This is a genomic window from Pseudomonas sp. Bout1 (genome assembly GCF_034314165.1).
In the GTDB taxonomy this organism is placed as follows: domain Bacteria; phylum Pseudomonadota; class Gammaproteobacteria; order Pseudomonadales; family Pseudomonadaceae; genus Aquipseudomonas.
Genome location: NZ_JAVIWK010000001.1, coordinates 4,616,732 through 4,641,605, shown reverse-complemented (window position 1 = coordinate 4,641,605; position 24,874 = coordinate 4,616,732). Strand labels below are relative to the sequence as shown.

Below are 24,874 nucleotides of genomic sequence, written 5' to 3'. Positions count from 1 at the left end.
AGTGAGGGCACACCGAGCCTAGGCGAGGTGCCGAGTGGTGGGGCAAGAGCGTTTTGCTTACTTTTGCGCTGTTCAAAAGTGAGCCGCCGTAAGGGCGGAACCCATAGCGGCCCTGACCGCAACAACGGATATACACCCCATTTCACGCACCAAGGAATTTCAACCCCATGACCACCAAGCTCTCCGACCTGCCACTAATCCGTGGCCAACAACTGGAAATCCGCCCCAACCGCCACCTGAGCCTCACCCATCACGTGGGCACCACCCAACCCGATACGGTAGTGTTCTTCTGCCACGGCGCCGGCGGCAACAAGGACCAATGGCGCCACCAATGGCAAGCCCTGAAAACAGAAGGCTACAGCCTGGTCGCCTGGGACCTCCTGGGCCACGGCGACAGCGCAAAACCACGCAACGCTGAGGCCTACGCCTGGCCCGAACTGGTCGCCGACTACCTTGAAATCCTCAAACGCTACGGCGGCCCCCGCAACCTCATCGTTGCCCACTCCTTCGGTACCGGCTTGACCCTGAGCACCTTGCTGAACAAACCCGCGATCCCTGTCGAAGCCCTATTGCTGCTGGGCACCCGACTCCACAGCATCAGCAGAAGTGGCGGCCTGATGCGCCTGCCCGCGTGGATCCTGGAACGGCTGCGGCCACTGCTGGCCAAGGGCTTCCGCCAGGCTGCGTGGAACGCCAAGGCCGACCCCGCCCTGGTCGCCTACGAAGAAAAACTCACCGAGCGCAACCCCTTGTATATGTTCAAGGCCCTGATGAAAAACGTCCAATGGCCAGACGCCGATGCACTGCTCACCCTGACCTTGCCCATAAGCATACAAGCCGGTGACACCGATGGCCTGACCCCCGCCAGCGGCGGCGAAGCCCTAGCGCGGCATCTGCCCAATGCCCGGTTCCAACTGCTGGCCGAGTGTGGCCATCAACTGATGCTGGAGAAACCCGATGAGGTATTGGCCGCCTTCCACCAATTGCAACAGGCTCAAGGGGACGGCAGCTTCCAGCGCTCGCGGTAAAGCGCGTATTGCGCCGCCGGCAATTGCACCAACAGCGGGTTTGCTCGCGGGTCCAGCCAGGCAAACAACGCCTGGATATGCGCCGGGTCCATCGCCGTGCAACCCAACGTCCCCGAACTGACGTTGCGCCAGATGTGCAGGAAAATACACGAGCCACCCTTGGCTGAAGCCGGTGTGTTGTGCTCGACAAAAATCCCCTGGCGGTACAGCTGATCCTTGCGCAACATCCGCTCGGAGCTGGTCCAGTCCTTGGTCACGACCGAGCCGTCGACCAGGGTGTTGTAGTGGCTGGACTGGCTGTCATCCACGCATTCGAGCGTGGCGGTACTGGCGGTGTAAGGCAGCCGGGTGCTGGCGGTGGGGGCGTAGCCGAAGGCGTCACCAAGCCTGAAGATGCCGGCCGGAGCCTTGCCGTCGCCCTCACGTTTGAGGGGCTGCTGGTCAGGGCTGTTCGCGGTAATGCCGGTGCCCCAGGCCATGCCGTTTTTGCCGACCACAATGGCAAACGGTTCACCGACTTTTTGAAAGCCTTGCGCGTGCCGTTCATAGCGCTGTGCCAAGCCCTGAACGGCGTTCCAGCCTGGCGTGGTGACCACCACCAGTTGCCGGCTGTCGTCGGGAATTTGCGCAATCGCCACGCTTGAATGCAGCGCCAGCAGCACCGCGCAGGTTGTGATAAGTGGGTTCACTGTCGTTCAGTCCTTGAAAGGTAGGGATGCCTCAAACGCTAGTTTTTACCCCGGGTTTTATCAAACTGAAGCTGTGTTGCGATGTTACCGCAGCGGTTCAATAGGGAAGTCCATCGGCTCGGCCCGTACCGGGCTGCGGCTGTAGGTGAAATGCCACCATTCGCCGGCATAGCCGGTAAAGCCTTCCTTGGCCATCGCAGCGCTCAGTCGCTGGCGATTTTGCTGTGCTGTCTGACTGATGCGGGGGCTGCTGGTGTGGGCCATTTCGTCGAAGCAATCAAAACCGGTGCCCATGTCCAGGCCGCCATCGGGCAGGCGGCGACCGTAACCGGCGGTGCAATCTACCGCCGGGGTGGTGGCGCTCCAGGCTTGGGCCGGCCGTGCGTCAGGGCCTGTCAGGGTCACGTCAACTGCCGCGCCCCGGGAGTGGTTGGAAACTTTGGCCACATAGCCCAGGCGCCAGAAATCCTGCTTGTTCACCCGGGGGTAGAACTCGGTTTTGGCCGGATCGCCCGGCAGGTTGGCGAAGCGGCCCATGTTCGCCACGGCACGGCTGGGGCGATAGCAGTCGAATACCTTCAGGCCGTAACCCTGCCTGGCCAACTCGGCTTGTACCCGTACCAGTGCCTTTGCCGCGTCGGCCGACAGTACGCATTGCGCTGCGTTGTAGCCATCCAGCGGCGCTCCGGTGAAGTTATGGGGGCTGGCGTAGCGAATGTCCTGGGAGATGCTCGGGTTGAGGCTTCGCAGGTAAACCATGCTGGCCGGCATTGGCGTGTCTGCCATTGCCGGTGCGGCGAGCGCGATGAGGAGCAGGGCGGCAGGGAAAGAGTAGGGCATAAAAGGCCGGGCTCGGACGGTGGCTTAAGCGCGCCACACTAGCAATGCCCGGCCCGGGCCGCCAGTGCTACGGCACGGCATTGGGCACAAACGCCACGCTGCCAGCGTCACGCTTGTGGAACAGCCGTTCGCCATTGTCTGGCTGGGTACTGATCACTTGATGATCGCTGCCCAGATAAGCCAGCGGCGTCGGCGCATCCTTGGTGTATTGGGCGACGATAATCGTGCGTTGCGGATCGAAGTGGCGGCCGCTGGTGGTCTCCAGCCAGGCCATGAACGCGGCGCTGTCGCCCCCACGCGGGAAGTCCTGGGTCTCGGCCACGTAGTAAAACGGCGCGCCGTGGTTTTGCAGGTACATCGGTACTTTGTTATCGACTTCCACCATCACCATTTGCCATTGATCCCACGGTGCGCTTTTTACCGCTTGCGCTTGCACATCATCGGCAAAACGGGTCACGCCGCCGTTGCCATTGGTCCACGGATACACCACCCCGAGCACCAGCAGCATCACTCCCGCGGCGACGCCGAACCCTCGCTGCCAGCCCCGCCCGACAGTGCCTTTGCGGGCGATACGCTCACTCACCCACCACGCCGCCAGCAACTGCGCGAACGGCACCAGTGGCAGCACGTAGTAACTGCGCCGGCTGCCACTGGCGGTGAAAAATACAAACAACAGGCCCAGGCCCCAGACCAGCCAGCGGGTAGTGGGCGGGGTGTCGCGCCAGTGCCGCAGCGCCAGCCACAGGCCAAGGATCCAGCAGGGGGCCCAGGGCAAGGTGTAGGCAGGCAGGTAGATCAGGTAGGTGTAGATCGGACCCATATGGTCGAACGGGTCGAAAAAGCGCACCACGTTTTCCCTAAACACCAGTTCCAGGCCGCTTTCACCATAGGTCGGCGCGCCGTAGAGGTGGGACAGTACAAACGGAATCGCGTAGAACGCCAAGGCGATGATCACGGCCAGTACCAGCCGCAGGTTCAGGTGACGTTTGTAGCGATGCTCGCTGAGCAGGTGCGGCAGCAGTACCAGGCCCGGCAGCACAAAGCCGATCAACCCCTTGAACAGCGAGGTCGTCGCCAGCAACAGGAAGAACACCGTGTAGCGCCCAAGCCGTGTGTCGTCCGGCCCGCGCCAATACCACCAGACGGCCGCCAGCACGCCGCACACGGTCAGCACATCGGCCGTGGCCACGCGGGCCCAGAAGATGAAGTAGAAGGTGGTGGCGAGCATCCAGCCGGCAATCAGGCCGGTGCCCTTGCGAAACAGGCGCTCACCGATCAGGTACACCAGCCAGATACTCAGCCACGCCGAGACCACCGACGACAGGCGCAGCGACCACGGGCCCAGGCCGCCCATCAGGTTGGCAAAGCCGGTGATCAGCCAGTACGACGGCAGCGGTTTGTCGTAGTACGGGGTGCCCTTGAGGTACGGGTCGAAGTAGTCGCCGCTTTGCAGCATTTGCAGGGTGATGTTGGCCCAGCGGGTTTCCGGGCCCCACAGGTCACGGGCGCCCAGGCCCAGCAGCAGGATCACGGCAGACACGCCAAGGAGTAACAGCAGGGCGCCGCGTTCGGTTTTCCAGAAGGTCATGGAGCAGTTCCGAGGTGGGATGAGGGTTAAATGGGTCACCCCACATTAGTGCTGCTGTGTTACGGCATTGGCGGGTAGATGATGATCTCCAGGTCGCCCTTGTAATAACGCTTGCCGCCCAGTGGCAACTGCCCGGCTTCGCGCATTTCACTGGTGCTCCTGACACGCATCAGTACGCCCACCGAACCTTGCTGGCGCGCCTGCTTGAGCCAGGCCTGAACGCCGTCCAGGCTGACCTTGCGGTGCATCGAATCGGCGTATTGCAGGCCGTAGCGCAGTTCGCCTTCGGTGTCGTACAGCGCCACTTCGGGCCGGCGCAGGCGCCATGACAGTGCCGAGGCCGAGCCCAATTCGTTACTCAACAAAGCGTGGGTCTGTTGCAGCTCGTCAAGGTGTTCGAGCACAAACTGGTCGGGCATCTGGTTGTCTTCGATCAGCGCCGGCATGCCCGCGGGCAGCAGCGCCACCAACAGGCCAATGCCCAGAGCGGGCATTGCCCACAGGGCCAGCGGGCGGAACGCTTGCAGCAGGTTGGCGAGCATCCAGCCCATCAGTACGATGAACGTCAGGGACAGGTTGAACATCTCACTGTGGCTGTTGCCGTACAGCGGCCTGGCGATTTGCAGGTAGATCAGCGTCACCATCGCCGCCACGCCGATGCCCAGGTTGAGCAGGCCGTTGAAGCGCAGTGTGCGGGTACGGGCATTGGCCAGCAGGTCGACCAGCGCGTGGCCCATCAGCAACGCCAGGGGCAGCAGGCACGGCATGATGTAGGTCGGCAACTTGCCGTTGCTCAGGCTGAAGAAACCCAGGGGCAGCAGCAGCCACAGGGCGAGGAAGACAATGGCGGGTTGGCCCTTGTCCTTCCAGGTCTTGCACAGCGTGGCCGGCAGCAGCGCCGCCCACGGCAGGCACGACACCACCATCAGCGGCAGGTAGAACCACCAGGGCCGCGCATGTTGGGCATTGTCGGCGGCAAACCGGCGAATGTGTTCATGCCAGAAAAAGAACCGCCAGTAGTCCGGCTCCTGCAGATGGATGGTCAGCACCCAGGGCAGGCACACCACCGCCGCCACCAGTATCGCCAGCGGCCCGTAGCGCAACAGTTCCCCCAGGCGGCGTTGCCAGAGCATGTAGGGCAGGGCGATCAACACCGGCAGCAACCAGGCGAGGAAGCCCTTGGTCATGAAACCCATGCCGCAGGCCACGCCCAGCAATGTCCAGCTGGCGAGCCGGGCGCGAGGGTTGGTACTGTCGAGGGCAAACCACAGCGCCACCAGGCTCAGGTTGACCCACAGGGTGAATTGCGGGTCCAGGTTGGAGTACCCGGCTTGCCCGGCCACCAGGCCAAAGCTCATGTAGAGCAGGGCGCAGGCGAAACTCTTGCGTGGGTCGTTCCACAGCCGGCGGGCTATCAGGTAGGCGAGCACAATGCTCAGGCCGGTGGCCAGGGCCGAGGCGATGCGTACGCCGAACAGGTTTTGACCAAACACCGCCTGGCCCAGCGCGATCATCCAGTAGCCGGCGGCGGGTTTTTCGAAATAGCGCACGCCCATGAAGTGCGGCGATACCCAGTTGCCGCTCATGATCATTTCCTGGCTGATCTGGGCGTAGCGGGTTTCGTCGGGAATCCACAGGCCGTGCAGGCCCAGCGGCAACAGATAGAACATCACGAATGCCAGCAGCAGTACGGGCAAAGGTTTAAGGCGAGTCATGATTATTGCACTCTCAAGCGGTGTTGACGGCAGATCGGCGCGAGCGCCGTATCAGCCATGCGCGAGGGGTGGAACGGGAGGGTGGTTGGATAGGCGTGCGGCACAGAGCGTTATTCCTTAAACAGTCTGTTAGTCGGCAAAAAAACTGAAGGTCCATGAGCGCCAGTCCAGCGCGGCAAACGCGCAGCGTCTAATAAGTCAATACTCACTGTCATATTGTTAGCGTGTGCAAAGTCAGCGAGCTAAGTGCTTATAAAAAATGCACGTTAAATATATTTAATGTGCCATGGGCTGGCTGTCTTTTTGCTGAACAAACTTGAACAAATAAATGTGAAAAAGTGTTCTAGAGTTGTTTGAGTGCCGCGGCCCAGTCCTGGCTGTTCATAATGCCCAGGGCCTTGAACTTGCCATTGGGCAGCAGCTTTACAAACAACGCGCTGCCGTACTCGGCGTGAGCGGCGTGTTCATAACCCAGCGTCTGCTCAAAGTCGCTGATGCAGGCACTGTGGGTGACCACCAGCAAATTGCGATCAGGCTGTTTATGGGGAAGGATTTCCTCGGCGATCGCATGGCCGCAGATAGCCAGTGGGCCGGGTGACAATTGGGCCTTGCCGAACATGAACAATGACGTCTGTGCGGTACGGGTGGTGGGGCTGCTCATGACGTCGGTATTTTCCATGCCCAGGGTCTGGAAGGCTTTGCCGGTGGCAGTCGCCGTTTGCGAACCGATAACCGTCAGGCCATCTGCCGGGCCCAGGCATGGGTTGGTGGAGCGATCGCAACGTTCCTCGTGACGCACCAGCACCACCAGGTCACCGTTGCGCCAGGCTTCCACGGCGCCGGAGGTGAGCAGGCGATGGCCTACGCCCAGGTCCAAGGGCGAGCGAGGCCACCAGATAAACGCGCTCACTGCCAGGCTGACCAGCACCATGCAGGCCAGGCCAAGCCATAGCTTGTTCAACTGCTTTACATAAGCCCAGCGCGAACGGGACTTGCTCAGAGTCAGGTCAACCACACTATTCACCATTGATAACTTCCAGGCGTAATCCGGTAACTGGCAGCGGCAAGTTAGACAGGGCGCAAAGAGACAAGCGCGTATGCAGGAATATGCAAAAGCGTGTCACAGGCGCGCTGTCTTTTTGCTGAACATACCGATGTTAAAAATTGTTCACTTGCACTATTCGGCGTTTGAAATAACCACGCTGTTAGCGCCTTATGCACGGCAATTTAAAGTGCTGCAGGTGGCGGCCGAGTGAAATCAATGTGAAAAATTTGCGGGTGGTCATTGGGGCGCTCCTTTTGCCCATGGTTGTGACATAAAAATGTGACAACCGTTATTCTCAGCCTCAGTCCAGAAGCCGGTGGGGAATGGTGATGCTGCAGGTACACGGTGTATTTAAAAGCTACGGCACGCCGCTGGGGCCGTTACCCGTGCTGGCGGGTGTCGACCTGTACCTGGGCAAGCGCAGCAGCCTGGCGCTGATGGGCGAGTCCGGTAGCGGAAAAAGTACCTTGCTGCATCTGGTGGCGGGCCTCGACCGGGTCGACCGTGGCAGCATCCAGGTCGGCGAACAGCGGCTGGACCAGATGGGCGAAGCTCAGTTGGCCCACTGGCGCCGCACCGAGATCGGCCTGGTGTTCCAGCAATTCAACCTGATCGGCAGCCTGCGGGTTGAAGACAACCTGGCGTTCCAGGCGCGCCTGGCCGGGCGCCTCGATCCGGCTTGGCAAGCGCAGCTAGTGGAGCGCCTGGGCCTGGGTGACTTACTCAAGCGTTACCCCGAACAACTGTCCGGCGGCCAGCAGCAACGCGTGGCCGTAGGGCGAGCCCTGGCATCCCGGCCCGGTTTGCTGCTGGCGGACGAACCCACCGGCAACCTCGACGAAGCCACCAGCGACGAAGTGCTGCAACTGCTGCTGGACCTGCTGCGCGACAGCCCCACCAGTTTGTTGATGGTCACCCACAGCCCGCGTATCGCCGCGCGCCTGGACCAGCAGGTAGTGTTGCACCGCGGCCAGGTACTTGCCGCGCATGGGCGCTGAAATGCGTATTTTCTATTGGACACTGCGCGCCCTGTTCAGCCATTGGCGCCGCCACCCTGTGCAGTTTTTCAGCGTGCTTACCGGCTTGTGGCTGGCCACCGCGCTGTTGACCGGCGTGCAAGCCCTCAACAGCCAGGCGCGCGACAGCTATGCCCGGGCCAGCCAACTGATCGGCGGTGAACCCCAGGCCAGCCTCAGTGCACCGGACGGTGCCAGTTTCCCTCAGGCGCTGTTTGCCGAGTTGCGGCGTGCGGGTTGGCCGGTGTCGCCAGTGGTGCAAGGCCGCGTGATACTCAAGGGGCATGAAGACCAGCGCCTGCAAGTGATGGGCATCGACCCGGTGTCATTGCCTGGCGGTGGCGCAGTAGCCGGGCAGACCCTCGACCGGGCACAGATGGTCGCGTTCTTCAACCCGCCGGGGCGCACCTGGATCGCGCCGCAGACCTTGCAGGCGCTGGGCCTGAAGGAGGGCGACCAGCCGCTGACGGCCAGTGGCCTGGCCCTGCCGCCCCTGCATGCTCAAGCAGACATGGCCCCCGGTGTGTTGCTGACGGATATCGGCTTTGCCCAGCCGCTGCTGGACATGCCTCAACGCCTGTCGCGGTTGTTGCTGGACAAGGCTTTCGCCGCCGCGCATCGCGCCTTGCCGCCGGAACTGGGCGCGCAATTGCAGCTCAAGCAGGCCGAGGAAAACAACCTCGCACGCCTCACCGAAAGCTTTCACCTGAACCTCGATGCATTAGGCTTTTTGTCCTTTGTGGTGGGACTGTTTATCGTGCACGCCGCCATCGGCCTGGCCCTGGAGCAACGGCGTGGCCTGCTGCGAACCTTGCGTGCGTGCGGGGTCAGCGCGCGGATGCTGATCCTCAGCCTGGCGGTCGAGCTGGGTGGCCTGGCCGTGCTCGGTGGCCTGGCCGGTGTCGCCAGTGGGTACGTGCTGGCCAGCCTGCTGCTACCGGATGTGGCGGCGAGTTTACGCGGCCTGTATGGCGCCGAAGTGCCCGGCCAATTGAGCCTCAGCCCGCTGTGGTGGCTCAGTGGTTTGGGCCTGGGTTTGCTCGGTGCCGTGCTTGCCGGGGCCAGCAGCTTGTGGCGAGCGGCGCGTTTGCCGTTGTTGGCGCTGGCCAATGCCCAGGCTTGGCACCACGCCCATGGGCGCTGGCTGCGACGCCAGGGCTGGGTGGCCGGCGCGGCCTTATTGATCGCGCTGCTGGCGCTGGTGTTCGGCGATAGCCTGGCCAGCGGTTTTGTATTGATGGCCGCCTTGTTGCTGGGCGCTGCATTGAGCTTGCCGGTGGTGCTCAATGGTGTGCTCAAGGCGGTATTGGGGCGCAGCCGTTCGGTGCTGGGGCAATGGTTTCTCGCCGATTGCCGCCAGCAATTGCCGGCCCTGAGCCTGGCGCTGATGGCGTTGCTGCTGGCGTTGGCCGCCAACATCGGCGCGGGTTCGATGACCTCGGGCTTTCGCCACACCTTCAATAACTGGCTGGAACAACGCCTGACGGCCGAGCTGTACCTCAACCCGCAAAACCCGGCCCAGGCCGAGGCCTTGCAAACCTGGCTGGCGCAGCAACCGCTGGTGCAGACGGTGCTGCCTACCTGGCAGGTCGCGGTGCAGTTGCAAGGTTGGCCGGCTGACCTGTTCGGCGTGGTTGACGACCCGACCTATCGCCAGCATTGGCCGTTGCTGGAAGCGGCGGCGGATCCATGGGGCCAGTTGCTGCAAGACGACACCCTGATGCTCAGTGAGCAAATGGCGCGCAGGCTCAAGGTGCGGTTGGGCGATGTCATCAACATCCCCACGCCCCAGGGCCCGTGGTCGCCCAAGGTCGTGGGGGTTTACGCCGACTACGGCAACCCCAAGGGCCATCTGCTGGTGAATTCGCGACACCTGTTGCAGCACTGGCCGGGGTTGTCGCCGGCACGTTTCAACCTGCGAGTGTTGCCGGGTGATGTGCCGCCACTGGTGCGTGAAGTGCAGGGCCGGTTTGCCCTGGAAGACAGCCGCATCGTCGACCAGCAGCAACTCAAGGGTTGGTCGAGCCAGGTCTTCGAACGGACGTTTGCCGCCACCGCCGCCCTCAACAGCCTGACCCTGGGCGTTGCCGGTGTGGCGTTGTTCATCAGCCTGCTGACCCAGAGTCAAAGCCGCCTCGGCCAGTTGGCACCGCTGTGGGCGCTGGGCGTCACACGCCGCCAACTGATGCTGCTGAACCTCGGCCAAACCTGGCTGCTGGCGGTGCTGACCCTGGTGCTGGCGCTACCGTTGGGCTTGCTGCTGGCTTGGTGCCTGGATGTGGTGATCAACGTCCAGGCCTTTGGCTGGCGCCTGCCGTTGCAGGTGTTCCCATGGCAACTGGTGCAACTGTTGGGCCTGGCAATGTTCGCCACGTTGCTGGCGTCGGCCTGGCCCTTGTGGCAGCTGTACCGCAGCCGCCCGACGGATTTGCTGAGGACCTTCGCCAATGAAGATTAAGTACCTGCTGTGGGCGACGTTCCTGCTGCTGGGCGCGTGCGACAAACCCTCGGCACCTGAAGAGAGTTTCGCCGGGCTGGGCAGCCAGTCGGCGGACTTTGCCCAAGTGCTGCCCGGCAAGGTCTTCAGCTTCCCCGAGGACCACGGGCCCCATGACGGCTATCGCATTGAATGGTGGTACCTCACCGCCAACCTCAAGGACGCCGAGGGCAATGCCTACGGCGTGCAATGGACGCTGTTTCGCAACGCGCTCAAGGCTGGGCCCACACAACCTGGCTGGCACGATTCGACCATCTGGCTGGGCCACGCCGCCGTCACCACGGCCACCCACCATTACGCCACCGAACGCTATGCCCGCGGCGGCGTGGGGCAGGCAGGCGCCCAGGCGGTGCCGTTCACTGCCTGGATCGATGACTGGAATTTCGCCAGCCGCCCCGGTGCCGCCAACCCTCTGGCCGACATGCAACTTGCCGCTGGCGGGAAGCATTTCAACTACGACCTGCACCTGACCTCCAGCCGCCCGCTGGTGCTCCAGGGTGATAACGGCTACAGCCGCAAATCCGACCAGGGCCAGGCGTCGTACTACTACAGCCAACCGTTCTTCCAGGCGGATGGCCGCGTGACTATCGACGGCACAACCTACCAGGTCAGCGGTACCGCCTGGCTCGACCGCGAATGGAGCAGCCAGCCGCTGACCGCCAGCCAGACCGGCTGGGACTGGTTCTCCCTGCACCTGGACGGCGGCGAGCAGTTAATGCTGTTTCGGGTACGACAAAAGGATGGGCCGTCGTACCTCACCGGGACCTGGATCGACAAGGAGGGCCACACGCAGACCTTGCACAACCAGGATATTCAACTGACGCCACTGGGCACCACCGCCATCGATGGGCGCAATATTCCTACCCAGTGGTCGCTGAAAATTCCGGGCAAGCATCTGGATATCACCACACAAGCGCTCAACCCAAAAGCCTGGATGAACCTGAGCATTCCTTACTGGGAAGGGCCGGTAAAATTTCAGGGCGGGGTTGGGTACCTGGAGATGACTGGGTATTGAGCGCACCACACACCACCTCAGTTTGAAATCCCGGTTGCCGGGCATGTTGACGGAAGGCCTCGCATTCATCCGGGCGGTTTGGCCTAAACTTTTGCTGGCGGGATTTGTTGTATTTTCCTACGTGCGAGAAAGAGTTATCTCACAATTTAGTTAAAAAATACTGTACATGCATACAGTATTGGCCTACATTCCATCCCAGGTGACCGGATGTCGCCGATCACCTGAGCTTCAATTTTTTAACTATGGATGGATAAAAAATGAAATCGAAAAAAGCGTTCATGCTTGGAGCTGCCCTCGCGGCCTCCTGCTTCGTATCGGCTTATGCCCTGGCCGAGCAATACCCCGCACACTTGACGCCGCAACCGTTGCAGCAACCGTTGCAGCAAGCGCTGCAAAAAGCCCTCAAGAGTGGCGGGCACATCACCACGCAGAAAGCGTCGGCTACCTTCCTTGGGAAAATCCAAACCTCGCAGCAGCCGAAGAAGCCGGTGCAGGCAGCCAAGGCCTCAAGCGGGGTTGTGGTCACACAGTCTGTGGAGGCCGATAGCGCCAAGGTCGATGCCAAGGCCGCGGCGGCCGAGGCTTTCACGCCGCTGTGCCAGACGCTCGGCATCAACCAGATGTATAACCTGGACGGTGTGCAAACCAATAATGATGTGTGCTACCACTTCAACGTACCCCAAAAGGCACGGGCGACTGTGATGCTGGTAGGCCAGAGTGCTGCCACCAACATGTCGCTGACCCTGTTCCAGGACGACGGCCAGAACAATATTACCTCCCTCGGGACGTCGGATAACCCAGGCAATGCCAATGAAGTGTTGGCCGGAGTGCTGCCCCCAGGCGACTACTACTGGTTCATGCACGCAAACGCGGCTGACGGTTCGCCGTTCAGTTTCGGCGTTGATATCAACATGGCGATTGACGATTTCGAGCCCAATGACAGTTTCGAAACGGCTTATCAACTGCCCGACACCTTGAACTACGTCACGGGTAACTCCGACACGGCTACCGATGAGGACTACTTTTCCTTCAAGGCCCTGCGCGGGCAGAAAGTCAGTGCCTATTTCGACGGCGTGAAAGAAAGCGATCGGGGCCAGTGGGTTTCCGAGTATTTCGACGGCGTTAAATGGATCGAGATCAACCCCAAGGAGAAAATTACATGGGCATCGCCATCGGTTAATGGCGTGGTGAACGTGCGGGTTCGACCTAACCCGAAGGCGGCCTGGAATGCCACCGCGCGCTACAAGCTGTCTCTGGGCTCCACACCCGAGGTGTTGAGCCACAGTGTGCAAGGTGACAACGTGGTCCGGATCCCGGCCTCGGCCAATGATTACGACCCGTTCATGACCACCCAGGCGACGCGTAACCTGAGCTGGGCAGTGACGTGGGCCGACAGCACCGGTAAACGCCTAATGGGGTTGACGCCTTATCTGCAACTCGACAAGCACGTCAATCGTAATACCTACCTGCCGGTGTATATCCCTTATTACGGTTCAGCGACCGGCGTTTCAGGCGCAGCATCCGGTTCGGTCAACCTGGGCAACTGCTCGGGTGAGGCGACGGTGAGGTACGTGTCATACGAATCAGGTTATAAAAACACTTGGGAGACCAACTACAACTACGCGGTCTGGCGCCTGCGCATCGAGGAGTATCCGGATGTCGGCGTGGGCGGTGCCGGTACCCCGGTCAGCATGGCTCATATCTGCAGCCAGCGCCTGATCTCAAGTGAACGGTAAAGGTGCTGATCAACCCGCCACTTAATCCGTAACACCGGCGCCAGCTCTTTGAGTTGGCGCCTTTTACTGCCTATAACCGCGCCCGCAGCAACCCCTCAAATTCCGCCTGAAGCCTGGCCTCATCGCAATGCGCCACATTAAACCGCATAAAATCCCGCAACCCCGGCTCATACCCAAACAACGCCCCCGGCGCCAACACCATCGCGCGTTTTAAACCGGCCTCAGCCAACTGCTCACCGTTAACTCCCGCCGGCAATCGTGCCCAGATAAACATCCCCCCCTCATACCCCATCGGCAACTCACACCCACACCGTCGCAGCCATTGCTCAACCCGCCCCCCTGCCTCCAGCAGCCGCTGAACCATGCGCTTGCGATGCCTGGCATACCCGCCCTCACTCAGCAGCCGATACACAATCTGCTCAAACAATTCCGATGTAATCCCGCCGCTCATCAGTTTCATATTGGTCAAGTTTGCCGCCAACTGCGGCGCCGCCACCACATAACTGACCCGCGCATTCGCCGTCAGCACCTTCGAAAATCCCGACAGATATGTCACCTGCTCCAACCCCGCCAAAGTCGCCAAACGCGGCGGCGGGTTAGGGTGCAAATCCCCGTAAAGATCATCCTCAACGATATGGCAGTGATACTCCCGGGCCAGTTGCAACAACCGAAACGCCTGGCTCGGACTGAACGAATGCCCGGTCGGGTTATGCAGCACACTGGTGGTCAGATACAGGCTGGGACGATGGTGCGCGAACAACTGTTCAAGCGCGACAAAATCAAAACCATCAGGCCGCCGGGCGATCGTCACCACCTTGACCCCATGCAACGCCAGGTTGGCGTGGAAGTTGAAATAACACGGCGCATCCAGCAACACCGTGTCCCCAGGCCGCGCCAGCAGGCGCATCAGCATGTCCAGCCCCTGCACCGTGTTAGGCGTGGTGATGATCTGCTCCACCGGCACCGACAAGCCTTCACCGTGCAGTTTCTGTTGCAGAGCCTGGCGCAATGGCAGCAGGCCCGCCGGGGTGCCCAGCCCGGCGATACGCAGCGTGGGAGCGCGCACCGCGCTGCGCATCGCCTGGCGCAACACGTCGCAGTCCAGCCAGTCTTCTGGCAGGTGGCCGCCGCCGGGGCGCAGGTCGCCCTGGGCCGTGGACAATGGGCGGCGCAGCACACTGAGCAAGTCCTGGGGCAGTAAGTCGACCCAGGTGCTGGAGGACACCTGCGCCTGGCTGTTGGCAACAAAATGCCCACGGCCTTGGCTGGAGGTCAGCAGGTGGCGCCCACGCAGGCGGTCCAGCGCCTCGTTAACGGTAAATTTTCCGACGCCAAGCAAGGCTCCCAACTCACGTACCGACGGCAGTTTGCTACCAGCGGCCAACTCGCCTTGCTCAATCGCGTGAGCCAGGGCGTCGACGATCTGCTGCACCTTCGGCGCTTGGTCATGAAAGTGAATCGCGGGGATTGGCATCGCACTGTCCTTAGGTTTGCCGCCAACTTTACCGGTAAAGTCTGCGCATATATCCACAGAGTTTACCTGCCTCTGGCGCGAGGTGCGCCCTAGACTGCACGCCTTACTTCCTGCTGTGAATCCAACACCATGGCCACCGCGCTGACGCTGTCTTCGTTTTTGTACTTCCTGCTGTTGTGCACCACCCTGGCATTCAGCCCCGGCCCCATGACCTTGTTGCTGTTAAGCCTCGGCCTCAAAGACGGCCTGCGCCGCTCCTTGCCGGCGCAGTTCGGAGCGAGTGTTTCGTACCTGGTCTCTATCCTGATCTTTGCCGTGGGCTTTTCCGAACTGATCAAGGACTACCCGCTGATCACCCGGATCATCCAGGTGGTGGGCGTCGCGTACATCCTTTACCTGGCCTACAAGCAATGGACCAGCAGCGGGGTGACGATTACTACCCATGATGCAACCCCGGAAAATGCCCGCAGCCTGTTCGGCAAGGGCCTGCTCACCGGGTTGTCGAATCCCAAGGCGATCATCCTGTTCAGCGCGGTATTCCCGCAGTTTGCCGCCATCGGCCAGGGCAGCGCCGCCGCCGACATTGCGATCCTCGGCCTGACCTTCCTGCTGCTGCAATTTGCCAGCGGTTGCCTGTATTGCTATTTCGGCCAGCGTATCAAGCACGTGCTGGAAAACCCCCGGCGCCGGGTGCTGCTGCAACGGGCCACGGCGGTGCTGCTGCTGGGCGTGGCGTTGATGCTGGCGCGGGGCTTTTCCAACTGAAGGCCAGCTTATGAGCGGTAGTGGCGATTTGCCGTTGCCCTGATAGACTTCGTGCATTCATCCAGGATCAAGCCAGATCATGCCAGCCGCAGGAGGAAAGGGACTTTCGCTCGCTACACGCTTGTATAAGTCGCGCACCTTGGGATTGACCCTCGGGTTTCTCTGCGTGGCCGTCGCCATCTATCCGCTGGATAAGCCCATTTGGGTCTGGGTGCTGATGGTTGCCAATGCCTTTATCTGGCCGCATGTGGCTTATCAATGGTCGCGGCACTCAAAAAACTCCCTGCGTTCGGAACACCGCAACTTGCTGTTCGACTCGTTCTGCGGCGGGTTCTGGGTGGGCGCCATGCAGTTCAATCCGCTGCCCAGCGTGACCACCTTGTCGATGATGACCATGAACAACGTCGCCATTGGCGGCCCACGCTTTATGCTCGCCGGCTGGGTGGCCCAGGCACTGGGGGTCGGCGTGTCGCTGCTGGTGTTCACCCCGGCGGTGACAACCCTCACCAGCGAAGTGCAGCTGTACGCCTGCCTGCCGATCCTGATGCTATACCCGCTGGCCCTGGGCTGGATCTGCTACCGGCAAGCCATCACCCTGGCTCGGCACAAACGCGAGTTGCTGGCGTTGAGCCGCACCGACAGCCTGTCGGGCCTGCTCAACCACGGCGCCTGGAAAGACCACCTGGAAATCGAGTTCCAACGCTGCCGCCGCGAACAGCAGGGCGCTGCCATCGCGCTGATCGACATCGACCACTTCAAGACCATCAACGACACCTATGGCCATGTCACCGGCGATATCGTGCTGCGCCAATTGAGCAAGGTGTTGCGCCAGAACCTGCGGGCCACCGACCTGGCCGGGCGTTATGGCGGCGATGAATTCTGCGTGATCCTGCCGGACATGCCCCTGAACCGCGCCACCGAAGTGATGGACGCCCTGCGCGACCGCTTCAACTCATTGGCCTACGCACAAGACCCGACCTTGCGCGCCAGCCTGAGTATCGGCCTGGCGCCGTACCGACTGGCACACGGCGACGCCACCAGTTGGCTGAACGATGCCGACCAGGCCTTGTACGAGGCCAAGAGCAGCGGGCGCAACCGGGTGAGTTCGGTGCAGGGAAGTTGGCTGAGGTCGATCTGAGGATCAACAAATTGTATATTGTCAGGTAGGGTGGAGCGCTACCTTCCAACAAAAACAAGGATCGGTTCATGCTCTTCAACTTCCCGCGTACCTTGCTGGCAGCCACCCTGGCGCTGTCTTTCGCCATGCCGGCCTTCAGCGCCGAACCCCACAAGCAAATCCAGGCCGATTCCGAGCAGTACAAGGCCGACGCCCTGAAACTGCTGGAGCGCCTGGTGAACATCGACTCGGGCTCCGGCTACGAGCCGGGCCTGACTCAAGTGCGTGACATTGCCGTCGACGAGCTCAAGCAACTGGGTTTCAGCATCCAGTTGGTGCCCGATGCCGCCGCGCATAACAGCCATGTGATCGCCACCCTCAAAGGCACCGGCAAAGCCAAGATCCTGTTGATGGCCCACATGGACACCGTGTTCAAGGAAGGCTCGGCGGCGGCCCGGCCGTTCCACATCAAGGACGGCCGCGCCTATGGGCCGGGCGTGATGGATGACAAGGGCGGCATCGTCGCCGGCATCTATGCGTTGAAAGTCCTGAAAAACCAGGGCTTCAAGGATTACGCGCAAATCACCTTCCTGCTGGATGCCAGCGAGGAGACCGGCACCGACGGCGCGTCCGAACTGATCCGCAACACCGCCAAGGGCCACGACGTGACCCTCAACCTGGAACCGGGACGCCCGGCGGACGGCCTGGTGGTGTGGCGCAAAGGCAGTGCCACCGCCGTGGTCGAGGTCAAGGGCAAGGCCGCCCATGCCGGCGTCGCTCCGGAGTTGGGGCGCAATGCGGCGATGGAAGCGGCGCACCAGATTCTGCAACTGGGCAAACTTGGGGATGCCGAGAAGAAAACCACCATCAACTTTACCGTGATCAACGCAGGTGACCGGGTCAACGTTATCCCCGACCAGGCCACTGCCAAGGCTGATGTGCGGGCAGCGTTGCCGGAAGAGTTTGATCGCATCGAGAAAGACCTGGCGCGGGTCTCGGCCAACAAGCTGATCCCCGAGACAGAAGTGACCACCAGCCTGCACCGCGGCCTGCCACCGATGCCGCAGACGCCGGAGTCGGACAAGCTGGTCGCGATTGCCCAGGGGATTTATGGCGAACTGGGGCGCACGTTGACGGTTGAAGGCAGCGGCGGGGCGGCGGATGCCAGTTTGTCAGCCGGCGTGGGCACGCCGACCCTGGACGGGTTCGGGATTGTCGGGGGCAATATTCATACGCCGGAAGAATATGCCGAAGTGGAGAGCGTGGCGCCGCGGATTTACCTGTTGAGCCGGATGATCATGGAACTGTCCAAGCGCTGATCTGAAACCACCACTGATCCTCTGTGGAAGCAGATCAAAATGTGGGAGCTGGCTTGCCTGCGATAGCGGATTGTCAGTCATGAATTCTTTGACTGATACACCGCCATCGCAGGCAAGCCAGCTCCCACACTGTTCTGTGGTGTTAGTTGGATCAGGTTGCCGTCACCACTTCCCGCGTCTTCTCCCGCCCCAGCACCAAACTGCACAACGCCGGCAAGAACAGCAACGTCAACACCGTCCCCACTAGCACTCCGCCAATCAGCACATACGCCAGCGACGACCAGAACACCGACAGCGTCAGCGGAATAAACGCCAATGCCGCCGCCAGTGCGGTCAAAATCACCGGCCGTGCCCGGCGCACCGTGGCCTCGATGATCGCTTCACGAATCACCATGCCCTGGTCCTGGTTCTGCCGAATCTGGTCGGTAAAGATCAGCGTGTTACGCATCAGGATCCCGCCAATCCCGATCAACCCCAATATGGCGTTGAACCCGAACGGCTGGTTGAACAGCAGCAACGTCGGCACCGCGCCGATCAGCCCTAACGGCGCGGTGGCGAACACCATGAACATCACCCCGAACGAGCGCACCTGGAACATGATCACGGTCAAGGTCAGCAGGATCATGATCGGGAACAGCGCTGCCAACGCGACGTTGGCCTTGGCGCTTTCTTCCACCGGGCCGCCAATGACGATCTGATACCCGGCAGGCAGCTTGGCGATCAAGGGTTGCAGGTCCTTGTACACTGCCATTTCCACATCCGGCGGCTGGGTGCCATCGACGATGTCGGCGCGCACTTCCACGGTCAGCGCACGGTTGCGGCGCTTGAGAATCGGTTCTTCCATCACCGCCTGGAAATGCCCGACCTGGGCCAGTGGCACCGAAACGCCAGCGCTGTTGGTCAGGGTCATGTTGTCCAGGTTGCCGAGGTCTTCGCGCTGGCTGCCCTGGGAGCGGGCGACCACTGAAACAGTGCGGTTGCCCTCGCGCACTTCGGTAATCGGGTTGCCGGTGAGCAAGGCGTTAAGCTGGGATTTGACCCCGTCGGGGGTAAAACCCAGCAGGCGCAGGCGGTCCTGGTCCAGTACCAGCCGGTAACTGCTGGCGCGCTCGCCCCAGTCGAGGAAGGCGTCGCGGGTCAGCGAGTTGGCGGCGACCACCTGGCGTACGTCTTCAGACAGGCTGCGCAGCACATTCAGGTCCGGGCCGGACACGCGAAATACCACCGGGAACGGCACGGGCGGGCCGAACACCAACTGGGTGACGCGTACCCGCGCCGCCGGAAACTCGCCCGCGGCGATGCGTTCACCCATGCGGGCTTTCAGCGCATCGCGGGCGAGGGCGTCGGCGGTCTGCACGATCAGCTTGGCGAAAGCCGGGTCTGGCAACTCCGGGTTCAACGACAGGAAAAACCGTGGCGCACCGCCGCCCACGTAGGTGTCGACCATCACGGTTTGCGGCTCTTGCATCAGCGCCTTTTCTACCTGCGCCGCCACCGCCTCGGTGCTTTTGAAGGCGCTGCCCGGCGGCATGTACACCTCAAGAATCAGCTCGGAACGGTCGGAGTTGGGGAAGAACTGCTTCTTCACCACCCCCATGCCCACACCACACAGCACAAACGCCGCCACGACCAGCCCGGTCACCCACCAGCGATTGCGCACGCAGGCATCCACCAGGCGGCGCAGTTTCTGGTAATAACGGCCGGCATAAATCGCATCGTGGCCGCCGGCAACCGGCTTGATGTGCGGCAGCAGCTTGACCCCCAGGTACGGGGTGAATACCACCGCCACCAGCCACGATGCGATCAACGCAAAGCCGACGATCCAAAAGATATTCCCGGCGTATTCCCCGGCGCCCGAGCGGGCAAAACCCACCGGCAAAAAGCCGATAATCGTCACCAGCGTGCCGGTGAGCATCGGCGCGGCGGTGGAGCTCCAGGCAAAGGTGGCCGCGTGAATCCGGTCAAAGCCTTCTTCGAGTTTGACCACCATCATCTCGATCGCAATGATCGCGTCGTCCACCAGCAAGCCCAGGGAAATGATCAGCGCGCCGAGGGTCACCCGGTCGAATTCGCGGCCGGTCATCAGCATGATCACAAACACGATCGACAGCGTCAGCGGCACTGCAGCCGCCACCACCAGCCCGACCCGGAACCCCAGGGCCAGCAAGCTGATGACCATCACCACCGCCAGGGCGACGAAGAACTTCAGCATGAACTCGTTGACCGCCAGGCTGATGTTTTTCGCCTGGTCGGAGACCTTGGCGAAGTTGACCCCCAGCGGCAGGTCGGCCTGGATTTTCGCTTCCTGGGCCTTGAGAGCCTTGTCCAGTTCCAGGCCGTTCCAGTGCTTCTCCATGATCACACCGAGCATCAGCGACGGGTCGCCCTGGTGGCGGATGCGGTAGCTGGGCGGGTCTTCATAGCCCCGGCTGACAGTGGCCACGTCCGCGATGCGCAGCAGTTTGCCGTTGGCCTCCAGCGGTACGTTTTCGATCAGCGCCAGGCTGTCAAAAGCGCCGTCGATACGGATATACGCCCGGGCACCCGCGGTCTCGACAAAGCCCGACGGTGCCACGGCGTTCTGGGCGGCGAGGGCGGCGAAGATTTGCTCGGGCTTGATGCCTAAGGTGGCCAGGCGTTCATAGGAAAACTCAACAAAGATGCGCTGCGCCTGTTCACCGAGGATATTCACTTTCTTCACCCCCGGCAGGTCGAGCAGGCCCTGGCGCATGTCTTCGGCCATTTGCACCAGTTGCCGGTGAGGCAAGTGTTCGGCCTCCAGCGCGTACAGGGAGAAGTACACGTCGGAGTATTCATCGTTGAAGAACGGCCCGATCACCCCTTTGGGCAACTTCGCGGCTTCGTCGCTGAGTTTCTTGCGGGTCTGATAGAACAGGTCCTGGATCTCGCTGGGGCGGGTGGACTCCAGGTATGTCATGCGCATCGAGACGAAACCTGGTTGGGCGATGGTCTCTACGCGGTCGTAATAGTCGAGTTCCTGCAGGCGTTTTTCCAGGCGGTCGGCCACCTGTTCCTGCATCTCTTGCGCAGTGGCTCCGGGCCAGGCAGCGGTGATGGTCATGACTTTGACGGTGAAGGACGGGTCTTCGGCGCGGCCCAGTTTGCCAAACGCAAAGGCCCCGGCGGCGAGAATTGCGATGATCAGGAAGAGTGTGACCGCGCGATGCTTGACCGCCAGTTCGGAGAGGTTGATACCGCGCATTATCGAGGTTCCTGCCGACGGTTGAGGGCCAATACCTGGGCCGGCAGCAGGCGTACCGCGTCACCGCTGTGCAGCAGGTGCGCGCCAAGGGCGACCACCACCTGGCCCGGGCTCACGCCGCTGTCGAGCAGGGCGTCCTCCTGGCCGAGGCGAGCAACGTTGACCGGGGCAAAGCTGACCTTGTCGTCGGCGCCAATCACCCACACCCCCGTGCCTTTACCGGCATCCTGCAGTGCGCCGATGGGCACGCGGGTCTGTTGCGCCTGGCCGTCACCTTGCAGGCGCACTGTGATGGTGGAGCCGAGGGCGAAGCGGTCGACGGCGCCATGCAATACATAACGGGCGCGGTAGGTGCGGGTGGTGGGGTCGGCGCTGGCGGACAGTTCGCGCAACGTGGCGGTCACCGCCTGCTCGGGGGCGCCAAAGGGGAACGCGAGGGCTTTTTGCGAGGCCTGGTCGCGCTGGTTTTCCGGCAGGTTGACGATGGCTTCCCGGGCGCCGTCATGGGCCAGGCGCGCGACTACTTGCCCCTCGGCCACCACGTGGCCGCGGTCTACCCGAACATCGGTGATGATGCCGTCGCTGTCGGCCTTGAGCACCGAGTAGGTGCGGCGGTTTTCGATCTGGCTGGCATCCGATTGCGCCGAGGCCAGTTCGGCCTCGGCCACCCGCAGGTTAGTGGCGGACTGGTCGAAAATCTGCCGTGACACCGCGCCGGTATTGGCCAGGCGCTGGTAGCGGGCTTCGTCATCCCGGCGTTGGCGCAGTTGTGCCTGGGCCGCATTGACGCGGTTTTTCGCCGAGCGCAGGGCCAGTTCGAAGTCGCCGATATCCAGCACCAGCAGGGTGTCGCCACGGCTGACGTGCTGGCCGGGATCAACCTTGCGTTCGATTACCTTGCCGCTGACCCGGAACCCCAGGTCACTTTCAGTGCGCGCCGCCACCACGCCGGTGTAGGCGCTTTGCTGGCTGCCGGCGGCTTCGACCTTGGCTGCCAGCACCGGGCGGGGCAGGGGCGCCTCGGCGACAGGATCAGCCTTGTTGTTGCAGGCGCCGAGCAGCGCCATCAGGGCCAGGGGCGTAAGAAAACGCAGGGGAAGGGGGTTCATGTCGGGCTCCGTGGGGCGGGGTGAGCGTGTCAAAGTGGAAAATTACGCACGTAATATTTAGCGCCATATTATGGTCGAAATATAAAATAATCCAGCTCGGTCTTAATCGTCCTGTGTATGGAACGATCAAGGCCGATTTTGCCGTCTAGCGCTGAATTGGTAGCGGATTTAAGGTGTATCCATTACTGGAGACACATATGAAAAAGATCATCGGTATCTACACCAGCCCACGTGGCCATTGGGTCGGCGACGGCTTTCCGGTTCGCACGCTGTTTTCGTACGACACCATGGGCAAGCAGATCAGCCCGTTCCTGTTGCTCGATCACGCCGGCCCCGCCGCTTTCACCCCAACCGAACAACGTCGCGGCGTAGGCCAGCACCCTCATCGCGGCTTCGAAACCGTGACCATCGTCTACAAGGGCGAAGTCGAGCACCGCGATTCCACCGGCGCCGGCGGCACCATTGGCCCGGGTGATGTGCAATGGATGACGGCGGCCAGGGGCATCATCCACGAGGAGTTTCACTCTGAAGCGTTCGCCCGCAGTGGCGGCGCCCTGGAAATGGTGCAGCTGTGGGTCAACCTGCCGGCCAAGGACAAAATGACCGAGGCCGGTTACCAGACCCTCCTCAATAGCGATATCCCGACGCTGCCCCTGGCCGATAACGCCGGCAGCCTGCGCCTGATCGCCGGTGAGTTCGAGGGGGTCAAGGGCCCGGCACGCACCTTCACGCCGATCGATGTGTGGGACATGCGCCTCAAGGCCGGACGCAGCGTGACGCTGACCCTGCATGCCGGTCGCAATACGGCAGTGGTGGTCTTGCGCGGCACCGTGCGGATCAACACCACGGAGCTGGCGCGGGAAGGGCAGTTGGCCGTGTTTGAACGTGAAGGCACGCAACTGCGCCTGGAGTCCAGCGAAGACGCCATGGTATTGCTACTCAGCGGTGAACCGATCGAGGAGCCGATCGTCGGCCACGGCCCGTTCGTGATGAACACCGAGCAGGAAATCCACCAGGCGTTTGCCGACTATCAGTCCGGGCAGTTCGGGCAGATGCAGCGCTAGCCGGTTTTCTCGCCACCCCTGTGGGAGCAGGCAAGCCAGCTCCCACATTTTGTTTGCGGCGTTCTCATTTCATGCGATCTTCATGGCATTCGCCCTGGAGTCGCCTGGATGCCTTCATTTATCTCCGATCACCCGATGTTCTGCGCGTTGGCGCTGATACTGATCGACATCGCCGTGTGGCGCCTGATCTCTGCCGAATACGGCAATTGGAAGCTGGTGGCACGCGTGGTGATCTTCGCGGTGTTCAGCGCCGTGCTGTTCAACGAAGGCCTGAACCCCATGCAGGTCGCGCCCTATGGCGACAACGTGGCGTTGCACCTGGCGGCCACGGCGTTCCAGATCGGCTGGTGGCTGTTTGCGGCACGCACCCTCACGGTGTTGCTCGGCGCGGTGATGATGCAGCGGGTCGGGCACACCGGGCGGCTGTTGCAGGACCTGGTGGGCGCGGTGATCTTCCTGATCGCGATCATCGCCGCCATGGCCTACGTACTCGACCTGCCGGTGAAGGGCGTGCTGGCCACCTCCGGCGCGGTGGCGATCATCGTCGGCCTGGCGTTGCAGAGCACCTTGAGCGATGTGTTTTCCGGCATCGTCCTCAACACCACCAAACCCTACCAACTGGATGACTGGATCTCCATCGACGGCACCGAAGGCCGGGTGATCGACATCGACTGGCGCGCCACCCAGTTGCAAACCTCCCAGGGCAGCCTGGCGGTGGTCCCCAATTCGTTGGCGGCCAAAGCCAAGATCATCAACTTCTCGCGTCCGGCAGACATGTTTGGCCTTTCGGTCAGCCTGCAAGTCAGCCCCCATGCGCGGCCGCAAACCGTGCTCGATGCGCTGGAGCGGGCGATGCAGGGCTGCCGGCCGCTGTTGGTGAAGCCCGCGCCGAGTGTGGCGTTCAAGACCTCGGCCAGCGGTGGGGTGGAGTATGAGATCAGCGGGTTTGTGCCGGCGATGACCCTCAAGCGTGAGGTGCGTAACCAGCTTTATGACCTGGCGTTTCGGCATCTGCAGGCGGCGGGGGTGAGTTTGCTCTCGGCAGCCGAGAGCAATGCGCCCGCGAGCGTTTCACGGGCGCGAGCATTGTTGGAGAGTTCTTCGATTTTCTCGACCTTGCGCCAGGAGGAGAAAGACACATTCAGCCAGAACATGACGCTGCAAACCTTCCGCGCCGGGGAGATGATTTTGGCGGCTGGGGAAGTGAGTGATCACTTGTTCATCGTTGAGTCGGGGGTGATTTCGGTGATGCTGACCAAGGCCGGGCACAAGTTCGAGGCCGGGCGCATGGGGCCGGGCGAGGTGATAGGCGAGGCCGGGATTCTCTCGGAGCAGGGCGTGCCGGCTGATTTTTCGGCGAAGACGTTTTGTACCCTCTACCGCATCGAGAAGGAGTATCTGAAGCCGTGCCTGGATGCGCGGCACGACATCAGTGAAGCGATGAAGAGCCTGCTGGATTTTCGCTTGCACACCGCGCAGAGCCTGACCCAGGAGGCGCCCGTGGTGCCGGTCAAGAAGGGCTTTATGCAGTGGCTGCGAAGCCGCGCTTGATCAGCAGCAAAACTGCGAGCGTTCCCGCGCGCGCGGGCACGCTCCAACCCCGCGCGTTCCAATAAATACGAAAGTTTCCCAAC

Annotated in this window: 18 protein-coding genes; 10 read left to right on the top strand and 8 right to left on the bottom strand. The window is 61.9% G+C overall.

Translation table 11 applies throughout. The features are described 5' to 3' along the window. The first annotated feature begins 167 nt into the window (after positions 1-167). The gene (locus tag RGV33_RS21560) at positions 168-1,028 is read left to right on the top strand and encodes an alpha/beta hydrolase (protein WP_322146040.1); all 861 of its coding nucleotides are present in this window, start codon (positions 168-170) and stop codon (positions 1,026-1,028) included. Here RGV33_RS21560 and RGV33_RS21555 read toward each other — a convergent pair. The 5 genes from RGV33_RS21555 to RGV33_RS21535 form a co-directional block, all read right to left on the bottom strand. Next, positions 995-1,717: a L,D-transpeptidase family protein gene (locus tag RGV33_RS21555; protein WP_322146039.1), complete on the bottom strand. Its 723-nt coding sequence runs from the start codon at positions 1,715-1,717 to the stop codon at positions 995-997. The two genes, RGV33_RS21560 and RGV33_RS21555, sit on opposite strands and share 34 nt — an antisense overlap. A gap of 84 nt (positions 1,718-1,801) precedes the next feature. After that, positions 1,802-2,557, bottom strand: coding sequence for a M15 family metallopeptidase (locus tag RGV33_RS21550; RefSeq protein ID WP_322146038.1), 756 nt, complete (start codon positions 2,555-2,557; stop codon positions 1,802-1,804). Between the two features lie 67 nt (positions 2,558-2,624). Further along, on the bottom strand, positions 2,625-4,145 hold the full coding sequence (locus tag RGV33_RS21545; protein ID WP_322146037.1) for a glycosyltransferase family 39 protein: 1,521 nt from the start codon (positions 4,143-4,145) through the stop codon (positions 2,625-2,627). A 59-nt stretch (positions 4,146-4,204) separates the two neighbouring features. After that, the gene (gene arnT / locus RGV33_RS21540; RefSeq protein WP_322146036.1) at positions 4,205-5,860 is read right to left on the bottom strand and encodes a lipid IV(A) 4-amino-4-deoxy-L-arabinosyltransferase; all 1,656 of its coding nucleotides are present in this window, start codon (positions 5,858-5,860) and stop codon (positions 4,205-4,207) included. 343 nt (positions 5,861-6,203) lie between these two features. Beyond that, positions 6,204-6,887, bottom strand: coding sequence for a histidine phosphatase family protein (locus tag RGV33_RS21535; protein ID WP_322146035.1), 684 nt, complete (start codon positions 6,885-6,887; stop codon positions 6,204-6,206). Between the two features lie 347 nt (positions 6,888-7,234). On the opposite strand from RGV33_RS21535, the gene RGV33_RS21530 reads away from it, so the two are divergent. The 4 genes from RGV33_RS21530 to RGV33_RS21515 all read left to right on the top strand — a co-directional run bounded on the left by RGV33_RS21530 (position 7,235) and on the right by RGV33_RS21515 (position 13,169). Beyond that, complete coding sequence (locus RGV33_RS21530) at positions 7,235-7,903, top strand: ABC transporter ATP-binding protein (protein WP_322146034.1); 669 nt, start codon at positions 7,235-7,237, stop codon at positions 7,901-7,903. Between the two features lies 1 nt (position 7,904). After that, positions 7,905-10,379 (top strand): ABC transporter permease, encoded by a 2,475-nt coding sequence (locus RGV33_RS21525; protein WP_322146033.1) that lies wholly within the window; start codon positions 7,905-7,907, stop codon positions 10,377-10,379. Further along, positions 10,369-11,433, top strand: a complete 1,065-nt coding sequence (locus RGV33_RS21520) for a lipocalin-like domain-containing protein (RefSeq protein WP_322146032.1) — start codon at positions 10,369-10,371, stop codon at positions 11,431-11,433. The genes RGV33_RS21525 and RGV33_RS21520 overlap by 11 nt, the downstream gene beginning before the upstream one ends. A 257-nt stretch (positions 11,434-11,690) precedes the next feature. After that, positions 11,691-13,169 carry a hypothetical protein gene (locus RGV33_RS21515; RefSeq protein WP_322146031.1) on the top strand — a complete coding sequence of 493 codons (1,479 nt, stop codon included), beginning with the start codon at positions 11,691-11,693 and terminating at the stop codon, positions 13,167-13,169. A gap of 70 nt (positions 13,170-13,239) precedes the next feature. Here RGV33_RS21515 and RGV33_RS21510 read toward each other — a convergent pair whose 3' ends face one another. After that, on the bottom strand, positions 13,240-14,643 hold the full coding sequence (locus RGV33_RS21510; RefSeq protein ID WP_322146030.1) for a PLP-dependent aminotransferase family protein: 1,404 nt from the start codon (positions 14,641-14,643) through the stop codon (positions 13,240-13,242). A gap of 129 nt (positions 14,644-14,772) precedes the next feature. Here RGV33_RS21510 and RGV33_RS21505 point away from each other — a divergent pair, with 129 nt between their 5' ends. The 3 genes from RGV33_RS21505 (at position 14,773) to RGV33_RS21495 (ending at position 17,844) form a co-directional block, all read left to right on the top strand. After that, a complete protein-coding gene (locus RGV33_RS21505) occupies positions 14,773-15,408 on the top strand; it encodes a LysE family translocator (RefSeq protein WP_322146029.1) in 636 nt (211 codons plus the stop codon). A 79-nt stretch (positions 15,409-15,487) separates the two neighbouring features. Beyond that, on the top strand, positions 15,488-16,546 hold the full coding sequence (locus tag RGV33_RS21500; RefSeq protein WP_322146028.1) for a diguanylate cyclase: 1,059 nt from the start codon (positions 15,488-15,490) through the stop codon (positions 16,544-16,546). Positions 16,547-16,614: 68 nt separating this feature from the next. Next, positions 16,615-17,844 carry a M20/M25/M40 family metallo-hydrolase gene (locus RGV33_RS21495; protein WP_322146027.1) on the top strand — a complete coding sequence of 410 codons (1,230 nt, stop codon included), beginning with the start codon at positions 16,615-16,617 and terminating at the stop codon, positions 17,842-17,844. 151 nt (positions 17,845-17,995) lie between these two features. Here the strand turns inward: RGV33_RS21495 and RGV33_RS21490 are convergent, their stop codons facing one another. Both RGV33_RS21490 and RGV33_RS21485 read right to left on the bottom strand, forming a co-directional pair. Beyond that, positions 17,996-21,067: an efflux RND transporter permease subunit gene (locus tag RGV33_RS21490; protein ID WP_322146026.1), complete on the bottom strand. Its 3,072-nt coding sequence runs from the start codon at positions 21,065-21,067 to the stop codon at positions 17,996-17,998. Next, positions 21,067-22,176, bottom strand: coding sequence for an efflux RND transporter periplasmic adaptor subunit (locus RGV33_RS21485; RefSeq protein WP_322146025.1), 1,110 nt, complete (start codon positions 22,174-22,176; stop codon positions 21,067-21,069). Before RGV33_RS21485 ends, RGV33_RS21490 begins: the two co-directional genes overlap by 1 nt. A gap of 197 nt (positions 22,177-22,373) precedes the next feature. Between RGV33_RS21485 and RGV33_RS21480 the strand changes: the two genes are divergently transcribed. Next, a complete protein-coding gene (locus RGV33_RS21480) occupies positions 22,374-23,240 on the top strand; it encodes a pirin family protein (protein WP_322146024.1) in 867 nt (288 codons plus the stop codon). A gap of 108 nt (positions 23,241-23,348) precedes the next feature. Beyond that, positions 23,349-24,791, top strand: coding sequence for a mechanosensitive ion channel domain-containing protein (locus tag RGV33_RS21475; protein ID WP_322146023.1), 1,443 nt, complete (start codon positions 23,349-23,351; stop codon positions 24,789-24,791). The last annotated feature ends 83 nt before the right edge of the window (positions 24,792-24,874 follow it).